Annotated in this window: 15 protein-coding genes and 1 tRNA gene; 8 read left to right on the top strand and 8 right to left on the bottom strand. The window is 71.4% G+C overall.

Features of this window, described 5'->3' with window-relative positions:
• Positions 1-251 precede the first annotated feature (251 nt).
• Positions 252-578, bottom strand: coding sequence for a hypothetical protein (locus tag PGH47_RS20995; RefSeq protein ID WP_030967116.1), 327 nt, complete (start codon positions 576-578; stop codon positions 252-254).
• A 376-nt stretch (positions 579-954) separates the two neighbouring features.
• On the opposite strand from PGH47_RS20995, the gene PGH47_RS21000 reads away from it, so the two are divergent.
• The 3 genes from PGH47_RS21000 (at position 955) to PGH47_RS21010 (ending at position 3,084) form a co-directional block, all read left to right on the top strand.
• Positions 955-1,821 (top strand): bifunctional DNA primase/polymerase, encoded by an 867-nt coding sequence (locus PGH47_RS21000; protein ID WP_271664710.1) that lies wholly within the window; start codon positions 955-957, stop codon positions 1,819-1,821.
• A gap of 215 nt (positions 1,822-2,036) precedes the next feature.
• On the top strand, positions 2,037-2,468 hold the full coding sequence (locus tag PGH47_RS21005) for a hypothetical protein (protein WP_271664711.1): 432 nt from the start codon (positions 2,037-2,039) through the stop codon (positions 2,466-2,468).
• Between the two features lie 79 nt (positions 2,469-2,547).
• On the top strand, positions 2,548-3,084 hold the full coding sequence (locus PGH47_RS21010) for a DinB family protein (protein WP_271664712.1): 537 nt from the start codon (positions 2,548-2,550) through the stop codon (positions 3,082-3,084).
• A gap of 271 nt (positions 3,085-3,355) precedes the next feature.
• Here PGH47_RS21010 and PGH47_RS21015 read toward each other — a convergent pair.
• From PGH47_RS21015 to PGH47_RS21025, 3 genes are all read right to left on the bottom strand, one after another.
• Positions 3,356-3,442: transfer RNA gene (locus PGH47_RS21015), tRNA-Ser, on the bottom strand.
• A 141-nt stretch (positions 3,443-3,583) separates the two neighbouring features.
• The gene (locus PGH47_RS21020) at positions 3,584-5,302 is read right to left on the bottom strand and encodes a serine/threonine-protein kinase (RefSeq protein WP_271664713.1); all 1,719 of its coding nucleotides are present in this window, start codon (positions 5,300-5,302) and stop codon (positions 3,584-3,586) included.
• A 253-nt stretch (positions 5,303-5,555) separates the two neighbouring features.
• Positions 5,556-7,112: a S1C family serine protease gene (locus PGH47_RS21025; protein WP_271664714.1), complete on the bottom strand. Its 1,557-nt coding sequence runs from the start codon at positions 7,110-7,112 to the stop codon at positions 5,556-5,558.
• Positions 7,113-7,380: 268 nt separating this feature from the next.
• Between PGH47_RS21025 and PGH47_RS21030 the strand changes: the two genes are divergently transcribed.
• The 3 genes from PGH47_RS21030 to PGH47_RS21040 all read left to right on the top strand — a co-directional run bounded on the left by PGH47_RS21030 (position 7,381) and on the right by PGH47_RS21040 (position 10,162).
• A complete protein-coding gene (locus tag PGH47_RS21030; protein ID WP_271664715.1) occupies positions 7,381-8,208 on the top strand; it encodes a glycerophosphodiester phosphodiesterase in 828 nt (275 codons plus the stop codon).
• 188 nt (positions 8,209-8,396) lie between these two features.
• Positions 8,397-9,035, top strand: a complete 639-nt coding sequence (locus PGH47_RS21035; protein ID WP_271664716.1) for an ATP-binding protein — start codon at positions 8,397-8,399, stop codon at positions 9,033-9,035.
• A 161-nt stretch (positions 9,036-9,196) separates the two neighbouring features.
• Entirely contained in the window at positions 9,197-10,162 is a 966-nt protein-coding gene (locus tag PGH47_RS21040) for a DUF5926 family protein (RefSeq protein ID WP_271664717.1), read from the top strand.
• A 243-nt stretch (positions 10,163-10,405) separates the two neighbouring features.
• Here PGH47_RS21040 and PGH47_RS21045 read toward each other — a convergent pair whose 3' ends face one another.
• A complete protein-coding gene (locus PGH47_RS21045) occupies positions 10,406-11,074 on the bottom strand; it encodes a hypothetical protein (RefSeq protein ID WP_271664718.1) in 669 nt (222 codons plus the stop codon).
• 55 nt (positions 11,075-11,129) lie between these two features.
• A complete protein-coding gene (locus tag PGH47_RS21050; RefSeq protein WP_271664719.1) occupies positions 11,130-11,789 on the bottom strand; it encodes a bifunctional DNA primase/polymerase in 660 nt (219 codons plus the stop codon).
• 566 nt (positions 11,790-12,355) lie between these two features.
• Between PGH47_RS21050 and PGH47_RS21055 the strand changes: the two genes are divergently transcribed.
• On the top strand, positions 12,356-13,804 hold the full coding sequence (locus PGH47_RS21055; RefSeq protein WP_376050967.1) for a PP2C family protein-serine/threonine phosphatase: 1,449 nt from the start codon (positions 12,356-12,358) through the stop codon (positions 13,802-13,804).
• A 168-nt stretch (positions 13,805-13,972) separates the two neighbouring features.
• A complete protein-coding gene (locus tag PGH47_RS21060) occupies positions 13,973-15,457 on the top strand; it encodes an aminopeptidase P family protein (RefSeq protein ID WP_271664721.1) in 1,485 nt (494 codons plus the stop codon).
• Positions 15,458-15,561: 104 nt separating this feature from the next.
• Here the strand turns inward: PGH47_RS21060 and PGH47_RS21065 are convergent, their stop codons facing one another.
• Both PGH47_RS21065 and PGH47_RS21070 read right to left on the bottom strand, forming a co-directional pair.
• Positions 15,562-16,389, bottom strand: coding sequence for a triphosphoribosyl-dephospho-CoA synthase (locus PGH47_RS21065; protein WP_271664722.1), 828 nt, complete (start codon positions 16,387-16,389; stop codon positions 15,562-15,564).
• Positions 16,390-16,400: 11 nt separating this feature from the next.
• Positions 16,401-17,330, bottom strand: a complete 930-nt coding sequence (locus tag PGH47_RS21070) for an intradiol ring-cleavage dioxygenase (protein ID WP_271664723.1) — start codon at positions 17,328-17,330, stop codon at positions 16,401-16,403.
• Between the last annotated feature and the right edge of the window lie 11 nt (positions 17,331-17,341).

Consider the following 17,341-nt stretch of genomic DNA (forward strand, 5'->3'; position numbering starts at 1 on the left):
GTTCCGGAGAACTTTCACCCTGCCCACCAAGATTTCTGACTGTCCGTCAGATGAGTTGAGCTGTCAAGGCCGATGGCGAGCACCCGAGCGGCAGCACCCGGAAGCAACACCGAGGCCGCGAGCACCCCACACGCGAAAACGCCTGCGCGGCGGTACCGAAGTACCGCCGCGCAGACGCCTTGCACCCCACAGCACACCCACAGTTCCTAGAGGGCCGATGCCTGAGCACCGGGGCATCGGGCCCTCTCAGCTCACCACCAGAGCGGGGTGAAGTTGACCGACGTGTTGTCGTTGCCCTGGTTGACGGACGTGAAGGCCGAGCCGTTGACCTGGGCGGTGTTGCTCTGGTTCGAGGCACCGGAGCCGGTCGCCTGCTGCTGGGTGGTGGACGAGGTGCCCCAGTTGTCGCCGCCGACCCCGCTGCCGATGAGGCCCTGAGCGGCGTTCGTGACAGCCGCGCTGGATCCGTTGTCCGCGATGGCGCCGTTGTCCGCCGTCGCGACGCCGGAGAACAGGGCGACCGCGAGCGGAAGGGCGGAGACGGCTGCGATGACGCGGGCAGTACGGATGCTTGCCATGTTGTTCCTCCAGAACAGGTGCGCCCAGGCTCCCCGCCGGACGCATTGGTGGTGCATTAAGTACGGCTTTCCCCAAGGCAGTTGGCCGACCGCCCCGGAGTCGTTCACGACGTCGCGAGATCAGAGTTGCCCACCGAATCCCCGGCGAACCACCCCGGAAGCCCTGATTCGCCCTCAAGCGTGATGACAAGTCGATAAACCCCCTTCATCACTCTCAACCCCCACTCCGGGGCAGTGCGGACAGGTACCCCTCAAGCGGCACAAGGGGTGAAAGGTTCCGGCTCGCTTCCGGCCAATCTCCGCCCACGGGCGAGTCGTCGGCGGGTCGCAGCCAATCCCCCTTTCCTTTTTCGAACATCCGTACGAACATGGAGGCATGGCCACCACAGACCGGCAGGCCACGACGCTGGCCCTCGCACACGCACTGTCAGCCGCCGAGCGCGGTCTGGCCGTCATTCCGCTGTCCCGGACGAAGCTCCCGGCACTGCGATCCCCCCACCGCGACGACCCCGACCCCGCGCCCTGCCACGGCGAGTGCGGCCGCTTCGGACACGGCGTCTACGACGCCTCCACCGACCCCGTCCGCATCCGCGAACTCTTCGCCGCCGCCCCCTGGGCGACCGGCTACGGCATCGCCTGCGGGCTGCCCCCGCACCATCTGATCGGCATCGACCTCGACACCAAATCCGGTACGGACTCCTCCGCCGCCCTGCGCGAACTGGCGCTGCGTCATCTGTTCACGATTCCGCCCACGGTGGTCGTGCTGACCCCGAGCGGCGGCCGTCACCTGTGGCTGACCGGGCCGCCCGAGGTCGTCGTCCCGAACTCGGCGGGCCGCCTCGCGCCGGGCATCGACATCCGGGGCGCCGGCGGCTACCTCGTCGGCCCCGGCTCCCGCACCGACCACGGCGTCTACAGCACGGCTCCCGGCACCGCCCACATCGTCCCCGCGCGCTGCCCGCGCGCCCTCCTGCGCCTGCTGCTTCCCCCGCCCCGCACACACCACCCCGCGCCCCCGTCGGCCGACGGTCACGGCCAGGGCCTCGTCCAGTTCGTGCTCGCCGCGCACGAGGGGCAGCGCAACACCCGCCTGTTCTGGGCGGCCTGCCGCGCCTACGAGGACGGCATCGGGCCCGCGCTCGTCGATCCGCTCGTCGAGGCGGCCCTCAATACGGGCCTGACCGAACGCGAGGCCCGCGCGACGATCGCGTCGGCGGCACGGATGACGGGGCATCGGCCCTGACGGACACCACGGACCGATCGACCCGACCGGCACAACGGACACCACAGACCGATCGACCCGACCGGCACAACGGACACCACAGACCGATCGATCCGACCGGCACACACGAACGACCGCCCTGACGGCGTGAGGCCGCCGACCTCCACCGAGTCGGGCGACTGACCGGCCCTGAAATTCACGGGAGCTCGATGCACCACCGCCCTAGAGTGCCGACCATGTCGCTGACCAGGGTCGTCCTCACGTCCGGCCGCTCGCTCGACCTCTCGGAGCTGCGGCTCTCCTCGACGTACGGCGGCGTCCTTGAGGGCTACCCGTGCAAGCCGCTCAACGAGATGAAGATCAAGGGCCTCGTCAGCGCCGCGGAACGCGACCGTCCGTCGGCTCCGGTGCACCTCGTGCCGCCGCCGCGCGAGTATCCCGACCAGTACGCCGGCGCGTTCGGCCCGGTCGAGGTGCTGCCGCAGGTGGCGTGCGTGGGCGCCTTCCACTCCACGGCCCTCGACCCCGCCCACGACCCGGTCCTGCATCGCTCGATCCTGACGATCATCTGGTTCCAGCCGACCACGCGCGTGCCGTCGGGCTGCGACGCGGAGGAGGCGTTGCGGGAGGTCGATTGGGAGGGTCTGGCGCGGGACTACGAGCTCTAGCGCCTACTACACGGGAGAGGCCGGCTCGGCGGGAAAAACGGCTTGCCACTGCCTCCGGTCCGTATGCCAGGGTCGGCCGGTGACCGATTCCCAACGTGACTTTCTGCGCTGGCAGTTCGATCTGACCTGGGCGCTGTTCGAGTACCACCTCGAACGGCTCCGGCCCGACGACTTCCTGTGGGAGCCGGGGCCGTTCTGCTGGACGGTACGCCCGTCCGCGGACGGCACCTGGGTGCCGGACTGGGCGGAGACCGAGCCGGACCCCGTGCCGGTGCCGACCATCGCCTGGCTGAGCTGGCACATCGGGTGGTGGTGGACCGTGACCACCGACCATCTCCAGGGCCGGCCTCCCCGGGAGCGCACCGACGTCACCTGGCCCGGCGACGGAGAGGCGGCGATCGCCTGGCTCCGCGACCTCCGCACGGACTGGCTGACGGCCCTGGACGGCCTCGACCCGGCCGACCTCACCGCCACCGCGCCGTTCCCGTGGCCGACGGACCCGCAGCACACCGTCGCCCACATGATCGGCTGGGTGAACGCCGAGCTGATGAAGAACGCGGCGGAGATCGGTCAGCTGCGGCTCTTGCGGGCGCAGCAGCCATCCCGTCTGCCATAGCCGCACGCAGGGTCGGGCGGACGGGATGCCCCGGGGAGCTGCCTCCTGTGGGGGCGACCGTTGACCTCGTCATGGGCGAAGTGCGTACCTGGCACTTCAAGCCTTGGGTATGGGTGGATCTCACGGCACCAGGCCAGGGTGAAGGGTGACCCAGCGTCCCCCTCTGCGTGCCCGAACGGGCGGGAATCGCAGGGAACCATGGTTGCGGACAGGCAGCGCTCAACGAAACGGCCCCCGACCATATCGCCTGGTCAGGGGCCGCTCAGCTGCGCGGTGGGTGTGGGATTTGAACCCACGGTGACATCGCTGCCACGACGGTTTTCAAGACCGTTCCCTTAGGCCGCTCGGGCAACCCACCTGCGCTCCCGCCCGCCGGGGGCGGAGCGGGTACAGAGTACCGGCCTTGCGCGGTGCGCGGGGTGCGTGGTCCGTGTGGGTGCGGTGGGCGGGGTCGCGGGAAGGGCGGGGCAGGCTTGCGGAAGCGGGGCCAGGTGCCGGGTCAGGGCTTGTCGGTGTTCACGCGGGCGCCGTTCGTCGCGTTCTCGAAGACCGGCCGGTACTCGTGCCACCGTGCGTTCGGCGCGGACAGGTAGATCACGTACTGCGTGCCGTCGTCGCTCGCGAAGGCCAGTTCCGCCGCCCGGAACTTGCGGGCCGTGCCGTCGAAGGTGAACTCCCAGTACCCGGCGGGCCGGCCGCGGAAGGTCGTCGACGCCATCCGCACCCGCTCGTAGCCGGGGTTGTCGCGACGGGTCTGCTCCTCCTCCGTCTCCCGCCAGTGCTGGACGGGATCGGTGCCCGCGAACTCGACGACGTTGACCCGGAGCCCCACCAGGCCGGTCGGGTCGACGTACGCGAGCTCGCCGCCGGGCAGTGTCTTGGACTCCCAGCCGTCCGGTACGGGCACGGACAGGCCGCTGCCCGCGTCCTCCAGGTGGTAGCCGCTGGGCACCGGCGGCGGCGTGGTGGGGCCCGAACTCGGCGCGCTCGCCGACGAAGTGGGCCTGTCGGCGCCGGAGCCGTGAGCGGAGGAACCCAAGGCGTCCTTGCCCTTCAGCCACCACAGGGTTCCGCCCGCCAGACACGCGACGAGCGTCATCGCCAGGACCGACCACAGCACGGTACGACGACGGTTTGCCCTGCCCGACGACCCACCGGCTCTCTCCGGTCGATCGGTGGATGCAGAGTCTGCGCCGTCTGTCGTGTGCTGCGCCGGCTCGGTGTGAGTGCGAGTGCGAGTGCGCTCACGGAGCGTCGGATCATCGGCCTCGTCCCGCCGCCCCGATCCGTCCCGCCGCCCCGATCCGTCCCGCGGCCCCGCCCCGTCCTGCCACCCGGCCGCCTCCCGCCACCCAGTCGACTCCCGTCCCCCAGTCGAATCGACGCCGCTCACCCGCCCGTCGGTCACGTCCGCCAAGCGCCGCTCGACCTCGTGCACATCCATCCGCCGCCCCGGCTCCTTGACCAGCAGACCCTCGATCACCGGGGCCAGTTCACCGGCGCTGCGCGGGGGGGCGTAGGGGTCGGTGGCGATGGCGTACGCGGTTTCGATCGCGGTGGCCCGGCGGAAGGGGTCACGTCCCTCGACCGCCTGGTACAGGGTCGCGCCGAGGGCCCAGAGATCGCTCGCGGGGCCCGTCTCGGGGTGCGCGCCCCTGAGGCGTTCGGGGGCCAGGTAGCGGATGGAGCCGATCAGTTCGCCGGGCTTCGTCAGGGACGACGTACCGGACTCCATGGCGATGCCGAAGTCGGTGAGGACGATCCGTCCACCGTCGCCGAGGAGGACGTTCCCGGGTTTGACGTCCCGGTGCAGGACCCCGGCGTCATGGGCGGCGCGCAGGGCGGAGGCCATGGCGCGGCCGATCCGGGCGGCCTCGGCGGGCGGCAGGGGGCCGCGCTGCTTCAGGACGTCGCTGAGGGTGAGTGAGGGTATGTACTCCATGACGATGCACGGCAGGCCCTCGTCGTCGAGCACGTCGTGCACCACGATCACGTTGGGGTGGGCGATCCGGGCGGCGCTGCGCGCCTCCCGGCGGGTGCGCTCGTAGAGCGTCCGCACCTCGTCGTCCTGGAGGTGCGGTGGGATGTGCAGCTTCTTCAGGGCGACATGACGGCCCAGCAGCCGGTCCTCGGCCCGCCACACGGTGCCCATGCCGCCGCTGCCCACCCGCTCCACCAGCAGGTACCGGTCGGCGACGAGCCGCCCAAGATCGGACACCGCGAGACCGCCCCCTCTTCCGTCTCCCGTTCGCGCACTGCTTCCCATTAGCGAACGGTCCAGGTCGAGAACGCACGATAGTCCATAGGAGTGCATGGACATGGTCAGCGCGTACGCCGGCGCGGCCCGGCATGGACAGACCCAGCGGCGTGGGCGCGGCTCTTGTCCAACGCCGGCCCACGCGCGCGTAGCCGTCCCGTCAGCTCACGCGCGCGTGCCCGTCCCGTCAGCTCACGCGCGCGTGCCCGTCCCGTCAGCTGTCGCCCGTGCGCGAACCCAAGGTCAGTTCGACGGTGTGCGTCTTGCCGCCACGCTCGTACGTGATCGTGACCTTGTCGCCGGGCTGGTGGGTCCAGATCTCGCCGATCAGGGTGGGGCCCGAGTCGATCACCGAGTCGTCGAGCTTGGTGATGACGTCGCCCGGCTTGAGGCCGGCCTTGGCGGCGGGGCCGCCCGCCTCGACCGCGTCCGAGCCGCTGGCGCCCTGCTCGGTGATCTTGGCACCGTTGCCGGTGTCCTCCAGGGAGACGGAGGCGCCGATCTTGGCGTACACCGGCTTGCCGGTCTTGATCAGCTGCTGGGCCACGTACTTGGCCTGGTTGATCGGGATGGCGAAGCCGAGGCCGATCGAGCCGGACTGGCTGGTGCCGCCCATGCCGTTGGCGGCGGACTGGATGGCGGAGTTGATGCCGATGACGTTGCCCTGCGCGTCCAGCAGCGGGCCGCCGGAGTTGCCGGGGTTGATCGAGGCGTCCGTCTGGAGGGCGCTCATATAGGAGGCGTTGCTGCCGGTGCCGTCGCTGGAGGCCACCGGGCGGTTCTTGGCGCTGATGATGCCCGTGGTGACCGTGTTGGACAGGCCGAAGGGCGCGCCGATGGCGATCGTCGAGTCACCGACGGCGACCTTGTCGGAGTCGCCGAGCGTGAGCGGCTTGAGGTCCGACGGGGCGCTCTTGAGCTTGATGACGGCCACGTCGTAGCCCTGGGCGTGGCCGACGACCTCGGCGTCGTACCTCTTGCCGTTCGGGAACGTCGCCGTGAGCTTGCCGCCGTCGACCGCGTCGGCCACCACGTGGTTGTTGGTGACGATGTGGCCCTCGGTGTCGAAGACGAAGCCGGTGCCGGTGCCGCCCTCGCCGGCGCTGCTCTCGGCCTGGATGGTGACGGTGCTGGGCAACGCCTTTGCGGCCACGCCCGCGACGGTGCCCGGGTCGCGCTTGACCGAGCCGCCGCTGTCGGAGGCGGAGACGGTGGTCGAGGAGGTGTTGTCGTCGTTCTTGGCCAGGGTGTAGCCGAGGCCGCCGCCCAGACCGCCCGCGACCAGCGCGGCGATGAGGACCGCGGCGAGCAGACCGCCGCGCCCGCGCTTCGGCGCCGGCTGCTGGTAGGCGGCACCCCAGCCGGGGCCCCCACCGGCACCACCGGCACCGGCCGCCCCACCGGCACCGCCGTCACCGTACGGCGACGTGCCGGGCGGCGGCGGAGGCGGCCAGGAGGCGTCGGGCGCCGAGCCCTGGGAGGCATGCGGGTGTGCGGCCGGCGGCTGAGACCCGTCGGCGGGCGGCTGCGCCCCGTCGGCGGCGGCCTGCGCGGCGTACGGATCCGGACGGTACGGATCCGGGCCGTACGGCTGTGTGCCGTTCGAGCTCGCCGGGGCGGTGTTCGGCACGGGCGGGAGCGGAGCCGTGGGCTCGGCGTCGGCGCGCGGAGCCGGGTGCTCCTGGGATGCCGGAGCAGCAGGAGCATCCGCCGGCACGGGGGGTGCGGACGGGGCCGGGGGGACCGCGGCGCCCTCGTTCTCGGTGCTCACAGCTTCTCTCCTATAGATCCACGGCTGGTGTTGTCGGTCGCACTCGATCACGCCCGTTCACGCTTGTTCATGGCCGGTGCGCTTCAGCTGTGCATGCCTTTTGTATGTGGTCAGCTTTTCCCACGGGCCGTCAGAGCACCATAAGCGGTGCCTGTGCGTCCGCGGCCACTCTTTATATAGGTCATCAGCGACGAAACGGTCGCAATCCCAGCGCTCCGGAAACTGCTCCGGTCGCACGACTACCCCGGTGCGGTGGCACCATGACGCGGTGACCCACGCACGGCAGCACCAGATCCAAGTCGTCGCCCATCGCGGAGCCTCCGAGGACGCTCCCGAGCACACCCTGGCCGCGTACAAGAAGGCGATCGAGGACGGTGCGGACGCCCTCGAGTGCGACGTACGCCTCACCGCGGACGGCCATCTCGTCTGTGTGCACGACCGCCGCGTCAACCGTACGTCCAACGGCCGCGGCGCGGTCTCGGCGCTGGAGCTCGCCGAGCTCGCCGCCCTCGACTTCGGCTCGCGCAAGAACCGGGACTCGTGGAAGAACCGGGCCGAGGAGCCCGACTGGGAGGTCCGGCCCGAGGACCCCGAGGACACCTCCGTGCTGACCCTGGAGCGGCTGCTGGAGCTCGTCGCCGACGCGGGCCGGCGCGTGGAGATGGCGATCGAGACCAAGCATCCGACCCGGTGGGCGGGGCAGGTCGAGGAGCGGCTGCTGCTTCTGCTGAAGCGTTTCGGCCTCGACTCACCCGCCTCGGCCGCCGAGTCCCCGGTACGGATCATGAGCTTCTCGGCGCGCTCGCTGCATCGCGTGCGTGCCGCGTCCCCGAACCTGCCGACGGTCTCCCTGATGCAGTTCGTCTCGCCGAGGCTGCGCGACGGGCGGCTGCCCGCGGGGGTCGACATCGCCGGCCCCTCGATCCGCATCGTGCGCAGTCACCCGGCCTATGTGGAGCGCCTGAAGCAGGCCGGCCACCAGGTGCACGTATGGACCGTGAACGAGCCCGAGGACGTCGACCTCTGCGTCGAGCTCGGGGTCGACGCCATCATCACCAACCGTCCCCGCGCGGTGCTGCGTCAGCTCGGCCGCTGACCCGCGCGGACACGCGGAACGGGGTCACGGCACCGGGAAACCCCTATATCCCCTTCAATCCCTGTACAACCTCTTGACCCCGCCACCCCTCCAACCCCATCCTCCACTCCAAGCCACACCGAAGAATTCCAGCCATCCCGATTACAGGGAGTGCTCCGGCGCGTTCGTTCCGTATTCGATCGTTCTGAATGCGTCGCCGGACGTCGATTGGCCGGTTTCCGGTACAGGCCAATGGGGCATCCACACCGTGGCGTGGGGCAAAGGAGGTCTCGGGGGTGGCGTTGGTGGTGGCACAGGAGGTGCCCACGTCGTCGAGCATGGCCGTACCCCATGGTCCTGCGGGCGTGGGGGAAGCGCGACACCGGATGCGCAAGCAGCTGCGCACGGGCGGGGTCGCGGAATCGGTCATCGACGATGCCGTACTTATTCTTTCCGAACTCTTGAGCAACGCGTGCAAGCACGGCCGACCGCTCGGTGACGCGCTGTCCGGGGACGGCGACGTCCTGGCCGCATGGCGTGTGGACTCCGGCGGCAGGCTCACGGTGGAGGTGACGGACGGCGGCGGACCCACCCGCCCTGCTCCGGCCACGCCCTCGGTCACCGCACATGGCGGCCGCGGGCTGAACATCATCACCGCCCTCGCCGACGACTGGGGCGTCAGGGACGACGCCCGGGGCGAGGTCACGGTCTGGGTGGTGGTCCACGACGACGTTCATGATCCAGATGCCGGGCACCGCCGGGACGACTTCGCTACGCGCGTCGCGGCCCCGTCGGTACACGCGATACCCGGCCTCGGCTTCGCGGACGCCTTCGACGAACGCGGCTGACGACGGGTCCGAACCGGCCCGCTCCCCGCGCACGGCGACGGCGGTTTGTCCACAGACTCCCGGCACGACCCGCTGCGTTGTCCACAGCCTCCCGTCGGCCATGGCGTGAACGGCTAGGCTCGCGCCCGTACCAGACGAGCCGTAACCGGGAGACACCCACGATGGCCAAGAAGCGAGTCCAGACCAAGGCCAAGCGCCCGCAGCTCAGCGACGCAGAGATCCCGGTGGTCGGCGCGCGCGAGCCCTGCCCCTGCGGCAGCGGCCGGCGTTACAAGGCCTGTCACGGCCGGGCCGCCGCGCACGCGGTGACCGAGCTGGTGCAGCGCCCCTTCGAGGGACTCCCCGGCGAGTGCGACTGGGTGGCCCTGCGCGAGCTGGTGCCGGCCGCCACCGCGGAGCTTCCCCTCAAGGGCGGCCTGCCGGAGGGCGTCCCGTCCGTCACGCTGGCCACGGTGCTGCCGATGGCCTGGCCGGCCCTGCGCCGCGACGACGGCTCGGTACTGCTGGGCCTTCAGAACGACACGGCGTCGGGCGACATCAGCCGCGACCTCGCCGACACCCTCCAGCAGGCCCTCGCCGCCAAGCCCGGCACCCCGGTCCAGGGCCGCCGCGCCCCCGCCGACGGTCCCCGGCTCCAGGATCTGCTCGACCCCGAAGGCGCGTTCGAGCCAGTTGTGCACTCGGGCTTCGAGTTCTGGGTCCCGGACGCGGAGAACGCCACTCCGGAGGTGGCTGCCTCCCTGGAGCGGGCGAACGCCGCGGCCATCCCGACCGTGAAGCTGACCGGTGTGGACGCCGCCTACTGGTGCGAGACGCCGGACAAGAACCACCTGCGCTGGGTCATGCCGCACCCCGAGGAGCAGCTTCTGGACGCCCTCGCACGGCTGCACGCGGCGGGCCGGTCGAGCCTCGGCGAGGGCACCCGGCTGGTGGGTTCCTTCCGTGCTCACGGCCTGACCGTGCCGGTCTGGGACCTGCCGAGCGGCGTCGGCGCCGAGGACGTGGAGAAGCCTGCGGCCGAGTTCGCCGAGCGCCTCGCCGCGGCCCTGGCCACGGACGCGCCGCTCACGCCGGACGAGCGTCGCGCGCGGGGCGGCCTGACCAACCGGCAGGTCACGCTCAGCTGACACGGGTGGCGAAGATCGGGTCCGGCTGAACGGCCGTTCAGCCGGACCGGGCCACGCCGGAGGGGTGAATCGGATCACAACTCCCCTGCGGAGCAAGGGAATCCGTGACTTGAAAGCCCGGATCGAATTTGCGAACCGCCGATCTCTTGTTACCGTTCCATTAGCCCGGTTGCTGGTGCATCCCCCGTCGCCAGCAACCGGGTCTTTCCATGTCCGCGGCCCTTTACGGAATGACGCCGACCGTCAACCGTCCGTGGGCGCCCCGGATTTGCCGGGTGCGGAGTTGCTCGCGGAACGAAGAAGCAGCGCCCCTCCACCGGCCCGCTCGGCGAATTCCGTGACCGCCGTGTAGGCGTCCAGTCCCGCGCGTGTGCGCTGCCGTGGTGTCTCGCAGGTCCCCGGTTCGTCCTCGGCGCTCACCTCGCAGCGCATCTGCATCGTGCGCCCCCCGGGCCCCATGAGGCTCAGTACGGAGTCCAGGGCACCGCCGGTCGCGTTGCGGAAGTAGGTGCGCGCCCAGGTGTCCTCGCCCTGGGTGAGGACACAGGTCTGCGCCTCGACGCCCTCGGGCGAGGTGAGTTCGGGACCGCAGCGCACGGCGGTCGAGAGGCCGAGGTCGAGCAGTACCGGGGAGTCGGTGGGCGTGGCCGTGGGTGCTTTGGCGTCGCCGTTCGGGGTCGGATGTCCGGTGCCGTCCTTCGGGACGGGCGGGGAGGACCGTACGGCGTCGCGGTCGGGCGCGCCCACGGCGGCGCGGCCCGCCTCGACGACCTGACCGGCGGCGGCCCAGGCGAGCGGCAGCGCGATCGTGGCCGCCGCGACGGACGCGAGGGCGATCAGTCGGACTCTTCGCTGGTTCGGCCCGCGGCGATGCGACGACGGTGCCCTTTTTCCCCTGGAATGACGCGGCATATCCGGAAGATAACGACCGCGCGCGCGTGCGCCGTTCCGCGCGCGCCGGACACCCCTACAACTCGGGGGCGCTCACACCCGTACGAGTGAGGGCCTCGACCACGGCGTCGACGACGGCCTCCACATCGGGCACCCACGGGGAGGCCGAGCCGGGCAGCGGGGCGCGCTGCCAGCTGATCGGGCCCTGACCCGTCTCGGAGGGGGGCAGTGCGAGATAGCCGCCCTCGCCGTGGAAGCGCAGTGAGCCGGGGACGAAGTCCTTGGCGTAGAGCAGTTCGCCCAGCTGCTCCATGGAGTACGGCTTGACCAGGATCGCCCAGCGGGCGGGCGAGGCGACGACCGGGCCGAGGCGCATGCCCATGTGGTCGAGTGCGGTCAGTGCGTGCGCGGCCGGCAACGCGGGGAGGCTGACCGCGCAGGGCGCCTGGCCGCCGGTGGCGAGGATGATCGGCGCCGCGGGGCGGTTGCCCCACCACCAGCGCACCATGCGCGCGTCGGTGGTCGCCGCGAGGAGACCGGGGTCGAAGGGGTGGGCACCGGGGACCGTGCAGTCGGGGTCGGGGCAGCCGCAGCGGGAATGTCCCTGCGGGTGCGTCGTCACTCCCGGGAGTACGGGCCACTGCCATTCTGTCGCGAAGGTCAGGGCCGCGCTGATCAGCTCAGACTTCCCGTCACCGCGCAGGAGCCTGCGTCGCCTTCCGAGGATCTCGCGCATGAGCGCTCGTTCCTTTCCGTTGCACCGCTGGCAACACCGTGGACCACATCACACCATGTGTCGATCACTTCACTGTGCGTACCTGTTGGCGCATCACACCCTTGCCGCGAGCAAGGGAAACCCCTATGGGCCGAGCGTTGGCTGCTTCCGCGGCGGCCTCGTCCATACTGCGTCTACCAAAAGCATGGGCGTGGCGTGGGGTGGCGAAGTCTGGCGTTTTGCCGTCGCGCATATTTCTCTTCGCCTCCGCCACGGGAGGATGGGGCACGATCGTCAGTGGCTAAGACGCCCGGGTCCGTCACCAGGTTCCGGGTGGTCGTCAACCACCCCTGGCCTTCACCGAGTACGTACCCATCACGACCGCTGTGACGCTCCGCTGAGCGAAACCAGTCGACCGCAATACCCCGTTCCCTGAGGCAGTTTTAAGCCAACTTTGCCTTTGCGCAAGAGGTCTACGAGGAGTGCTCTCGTTACCCCCGGACACCAGGAATCCCAGCAGGACAATGCTGGACATCCCCTAACGAGTGCGTGTACATGTGGAGACACTGCTAGCGGTGCAGAATGACATGGGGGTTTGCGATGCTTTTGAGCAATACGCACCGGTCGGAAAGCCGGACGCCATGAACGCTCCTCACCCTCCGAAAGTGGCCGGAATCGATTCGACGGTTCCGTCGCCCGCACACACTGTCGCGCCCGCGCCCGCGACCTCGGGGGCCTCGGCCGTCACCCCGCCGAGCGCACCCGGCGCCCTGCTCCAGGACCGCCTCGCCGGCTGGGTCTCGGACCTCACGACGCTCCACGAACTGACCGAACGCCTGGCCCGCACGGCCACCCTCGCCGACGCCCTGGAGGAGCTGCTGCGTGCCGGCTCCGCCCTCGTCGGCGCCCGGCGCGGGCTCGTCGTCCTGGAGCCCGCGGACGGACTGGGCCCCGACACGACCATCGGCCTCGGCCTCGCCCGCGCCGACCTCGGGCACATCGAGACGGTGCCGCGCAGCGCGATGTCGTACGGCAGGATCCTCGACGGGCTGCCCGGCGGGGACGGCGAGATCGCCCAGCCCGACCTGCTCTCCGAGGACGGCCTCGATCCCCGGCACCGCGAGGTGGCGGCCCGCCTCGGCTTCGCCGCCAGCTACGCCCTGCCGCTGTCCACGGACGGCGCCGGACGTCTCGGCGCCGCGGTCTGGCTGTACGACGAGCCCGCCGAACCGTCCGAGCGCCAGCGCCACCTCATCGGCCTGTACACCCGCTACGCCACCGAGCACCTGGCCCGGCTCCTCGAAGTCGAGCGCACGCGCGCGTGCATGCGGACCATGGCCGAGGAACTGCTGCCCTCCCGGCTGCCGCGGATGTCCGGCGTCCAGCTCGCCGTCCGGCACCGCACCGGCCCGCGCGGGGGCGGCGACTGGTACGACGCGCTGCCGCTGCCGGACGCCGCGCTCGGCCTCGCGGTCGGCTCGGTCACCGGGTCGGGGCCCAGCGCGGTCGCCGCGATGGGCCGGCTCAGGGCCAGCCTGCGGGCGTACGCCGTGATGGAGGGCGAGGACCCGGTCGCGGTCCTGTCCGACCTGGAGCTGCTGCTGCGGCTCACCGAGCCGGCCCGCTCCGCCACCGCGCTGTTCGCCTACTGCGAGCCCGCCCTGCGCAAGATCACTCTCGCCGGCGCCGGGCACACCCCGCCGCTGCTGATCGGCGACCGGCGCACGGAGTTCGTGGAGACCTCCGTCTCCGCCCCGCTGGGCATGCTGGCGTGCTGGGAGGCGCCGAGCGTGGAGATCGCCGCCGAAGCCGGAGAGACGGTTCTGCTGTACACGGACGGGCTGCTGCACCGCACCGGCGACGCCACCGACCGTGCCTTCGCGCGGCTGCACGCGGCGGCGGCCGGGGTGCCACGGGCGATCCGGCACGATCCGGACGCCGTGGTCGATCACGTCCTGCGGACCGTCCTGCCGGACGGGGCGGACCTGGCGGACAGCGACGAGGACGTCGTCCTGCTCGCCGCCCGCTTCGAGTAGCGGCCCCTGTGCGCAGCGGCCGTCCGGCCGTGGCAGGGGCGTGGTCAGCCATAACAGGCATGTGGTCCGCGCCATAACACCGGCGGGCGTGCCGTCCCGCGACCCTGGGCTCCGTCCCGTACGACCGTACGATGGATGGGGTCCAGTGCCGTATCGAGGAGGATGACCGTGGCCGACGAGCTCACCCCGGATGAGTCCATTGCTGCTACCGCAGCGGGCCCGGAGACTGAGTCTGAGGAGCCGATCAAGCAGCGCAAGAACGGCCTGTACCCGGGCGTGTCCGACGAGCTCGCCGAGAACATGAAGTCCGGCTGGGCCGACACGGAGCTCCATGACCTGGAGCCGATCGCCCAGGCCGCCGAGACCGCCGCCCGCCGCGCCGCGCTGTCGGCACGGTTCACGGGCGAGCGCCTGGTGATCCCCGCGGGCAACCTGAAGACGCGCTCGAACGACACCGAGTACGCCTTCCGCGCGTCGGTCGAGTACGCGTACCTCACCGGGAACCAGACCGAGGACGGCGTGCTCGTCCTGGAGCCCGTCGCGGACGGCCACGAGGCGACGATCTACCTCCTGCCCCGCTCCGACCGGGAGAACGGCGAGTTCTGGCTCTCCGGCCAGGGCGAGCTGTGGGTCGGCCGCCGGCACTCGCTGACCGAGGCGGAGAGGCTGTACGGCATCCCGGCCTCCGACGTGCGCGAGCTCGCCGACAGCCTGCGCGAGGCCACCGGCCCGGTCCGGGTCGTGCGTGGCTACGACGCCGGCATCGAGGCCGCGCTGACCGACAAGGTCACCGCCGAGCGGGACGCCGAGCTGCGCGTCTTTCTCTCCGAGGCGCGGCTGGTCAAGGACGAGTTCGAGATCGGCGAGCTCCAGAAGGCCGTCGACTCCACGGTCCGCGGCTTCGAGGACGTCGTGAAGGTCCTCGACAAGGCCGAGGCGACCTCCGAGCGCTACATCGAGGGCACCTTCTTCCTCCGCGCGCGCGTCGAGGGCAACGACGTCGGCTACGGCTCCATCTGCGCCGCCGGCCCGCACGCGTGCACGCTGCACTGGGTGCGCAACGACGGGCCCGTGCGCTCCGGTGACCTGCTGCTGCTCGACGCGGGCGTCGAGACGCACACGTACTACACCGCCGACGTCACGCGCACGCTGCCGATCAACGGCCGCTTCAGCGAGATCCAGAAGAAGATCTACGACGCCGTGTACGAGGCCCAGGAGGCCGGCATCGCGGCCGTGCAGCCGGGCGCGAAGTACCGGGACTTCCACGACGCCTCGCAGCGCGTGCTCGCCGAGAAGCTGGTCGAGTGGGGGCTCGTCGAGGGGCCGGTGGAGCGGGTGCTGGAGCTCGGGCTCCAGCGGCGCTGGACGCTGCACGGCACCGGGCACATGCTCGGCATGGACGTCCACGACTGCGCCGCCGCGCGCGTGGAGTCCTACGTCGACGGCACGCTTGAGGCCGGCATGGTGCTGACCGTCGAACCGGGGCTGTACTTCCAGGCCGACGACCTGACGGTGCCGCAGGAGTACCGGGGCATCGGGGTGCGGATCGAGGACGACATCCTGGTGACCGGGGACGGCAACCGGAACCTCAGCGCTGCGCTGCCTCGGCGGTCCGGTGAGGTCGAGAGCTGGATGGCCTCCTTGAAGGGCTGACGTCGATTGATGGCCGGATACCGGAGGGGTGTCCGGCCATCGTTGCGGTCTGCGGGTCGTGGGGGTTTGTCGCGCAGTTCCCCGCGCCCCTTGAGGCGTTGACGCTAGGCGGCTGGGACCAGTACCGGTATCGAGTCCAGGAAGAGCGCGCCTGCCAATAGGCCCGCGCTGCCCCTCGGGCTCCACGCGCGTGCGTGCAGGTCGGCGTCGAGCGATGCCAGGGCCTGCGCGCCCGTCTCGGTCGCGGTGCCGCCCGACTCCAGGACCGTGCGGGCGCCCGCCTGGACGTGGCGCAGCCCCATGGGGCCCGCCGTGTAGAGGAGTTCGGTGTCCTGGAGGGTGGACATCACCGTGAGCAGGGCGTCCAGGCGGGCCTGTGCCTCGGTGGCACCGGACGCGCGGGCCGCGGTGAGGGTGTCCAACGCCCGCCGTACGTGCGGGAATCCGGCCCGTGCCTCGCCCCGGGCCCCGGCGGCGCCGTACTTCGCGGACACCGAGGAGCCCCGGGAGGGCCTGCGCGGTGCGCTCCTGTCGGTGTGCGCGGCGATGCGCTTGGCGGTCGCGGCGACGTCCCGTGCCCCGGCCCGGGGGTCGAGCGCGGCCGCGGCGACCAGCAGGCCGAGCGCCCACAGCGCGCCCCGGTGACCGCCGCCCGCGAGGTGCACCGAGTGCTCGGTGCACCTGCCGATGGCGCCCAGTTCGGTGCGGAGCCCGGGGGTCGGCTCGCCGGTGCGCCGGGCGGCCGCGGCCATCGCGGCGAGGCCCGGCGCGAGCGCCCTGGCCGACCAGCGCAGCATGCCGTGGTCCATGCGGCTTTCGCGGGCGTCGAGGTCACGGGGGTCGGGCAGGCCCGGCTTGGGAGCCAGGGCCAGCTGTCCGGTCAGCGCGGTCACGGCCGCCTGCGCCAGCGCCTCGTCCTCGCGGCTGCTCATGGCCGTACCCCCTAGGAGGACGCCGAGGCCGACGGGCTGCCGCTGGGCGCGCCGCTCGGAGCGTCGCCGGGCGGCGTCCCGCCACCGCCGCCGCTGCCCGCGCCGGTGTTCTCGGCGTCGGGGTCGACGGCGACGGTCAGGAAGCCCTTGTAGCCCTTGGACGGGTCCTTCTTGTGCACGGCCTCAAGGGTCAGCAGACCGCTGGAGGCGCCGCCGCCGTCGTAGACCATGTCGTCGTCGAGGGTGGTGTAGCTGCCGGAGTGCTTCGAGTACGGCTCCAGCGTGAAGATCTCCTCGGCGATCGTGTCGTCGAAGAACAGCTGGCCGGTGTGGTTGACCTTGCCGCCCTCGTAGGTGCCGTCCTCCTTCTGACCGCCGGTGTGCACCTTGAGGTGGATGTGGCAGGTGCGCGGGGTGTACCAACCAGGGAAGATCGTCTCGAACTTGACGGCCCCGTTGGCGCCCGCGATCTGATAGCCCCGCAGATACGTGTCGTCGTCGGCGGTCGAGCCGTCCTCGCTCTCGGCGGGCGCGGAGCCGCCGGGGTTGGCCGTGGTGTAGCCGGAGTAGTAGCCCCAGGCGTCGCAGTGCCAGATCTCGACGGCGGCACCCTTGACCGGGGTGCAGCCGTCGGTGGCGTCGACGACGGTGAGCCGCAGCATCAGCGGGACGCCGCTCTTGCCCTCGGTGATGTCCTTCCGCACCAGGGCGCCGTCGAGGTAGTACGGGCCCTCGGTGACGCTCGCCATCAGCGTCATGCAGCCGGAGCTCTCCGAGGCGCTCGCGGAGGCCGTCGTCGCCTCTTCGGCGGTGGTCGTGGCGGTGTCGGCGAAGGCCGCCTGGTAACCGGCGACCGCGAGCCCGCCCGCCGCGACCGTGCCCCCGGTCACCGCGAGGGCGCGGCGCCGGGTGATCGACCTGTCCTTGTGGTTTCCCGTCATGGCCAGGAAGT

It is taken from the genome of Streptomyces sp. HUAS 31 (assembly GCF_028198125.1).
Lineage (GTDB): Bacteria > Actinomycetota > Actinomycetes > Streptomycetales > Streptomycetaceae > Streptomyces > Streptomyces chartreusis.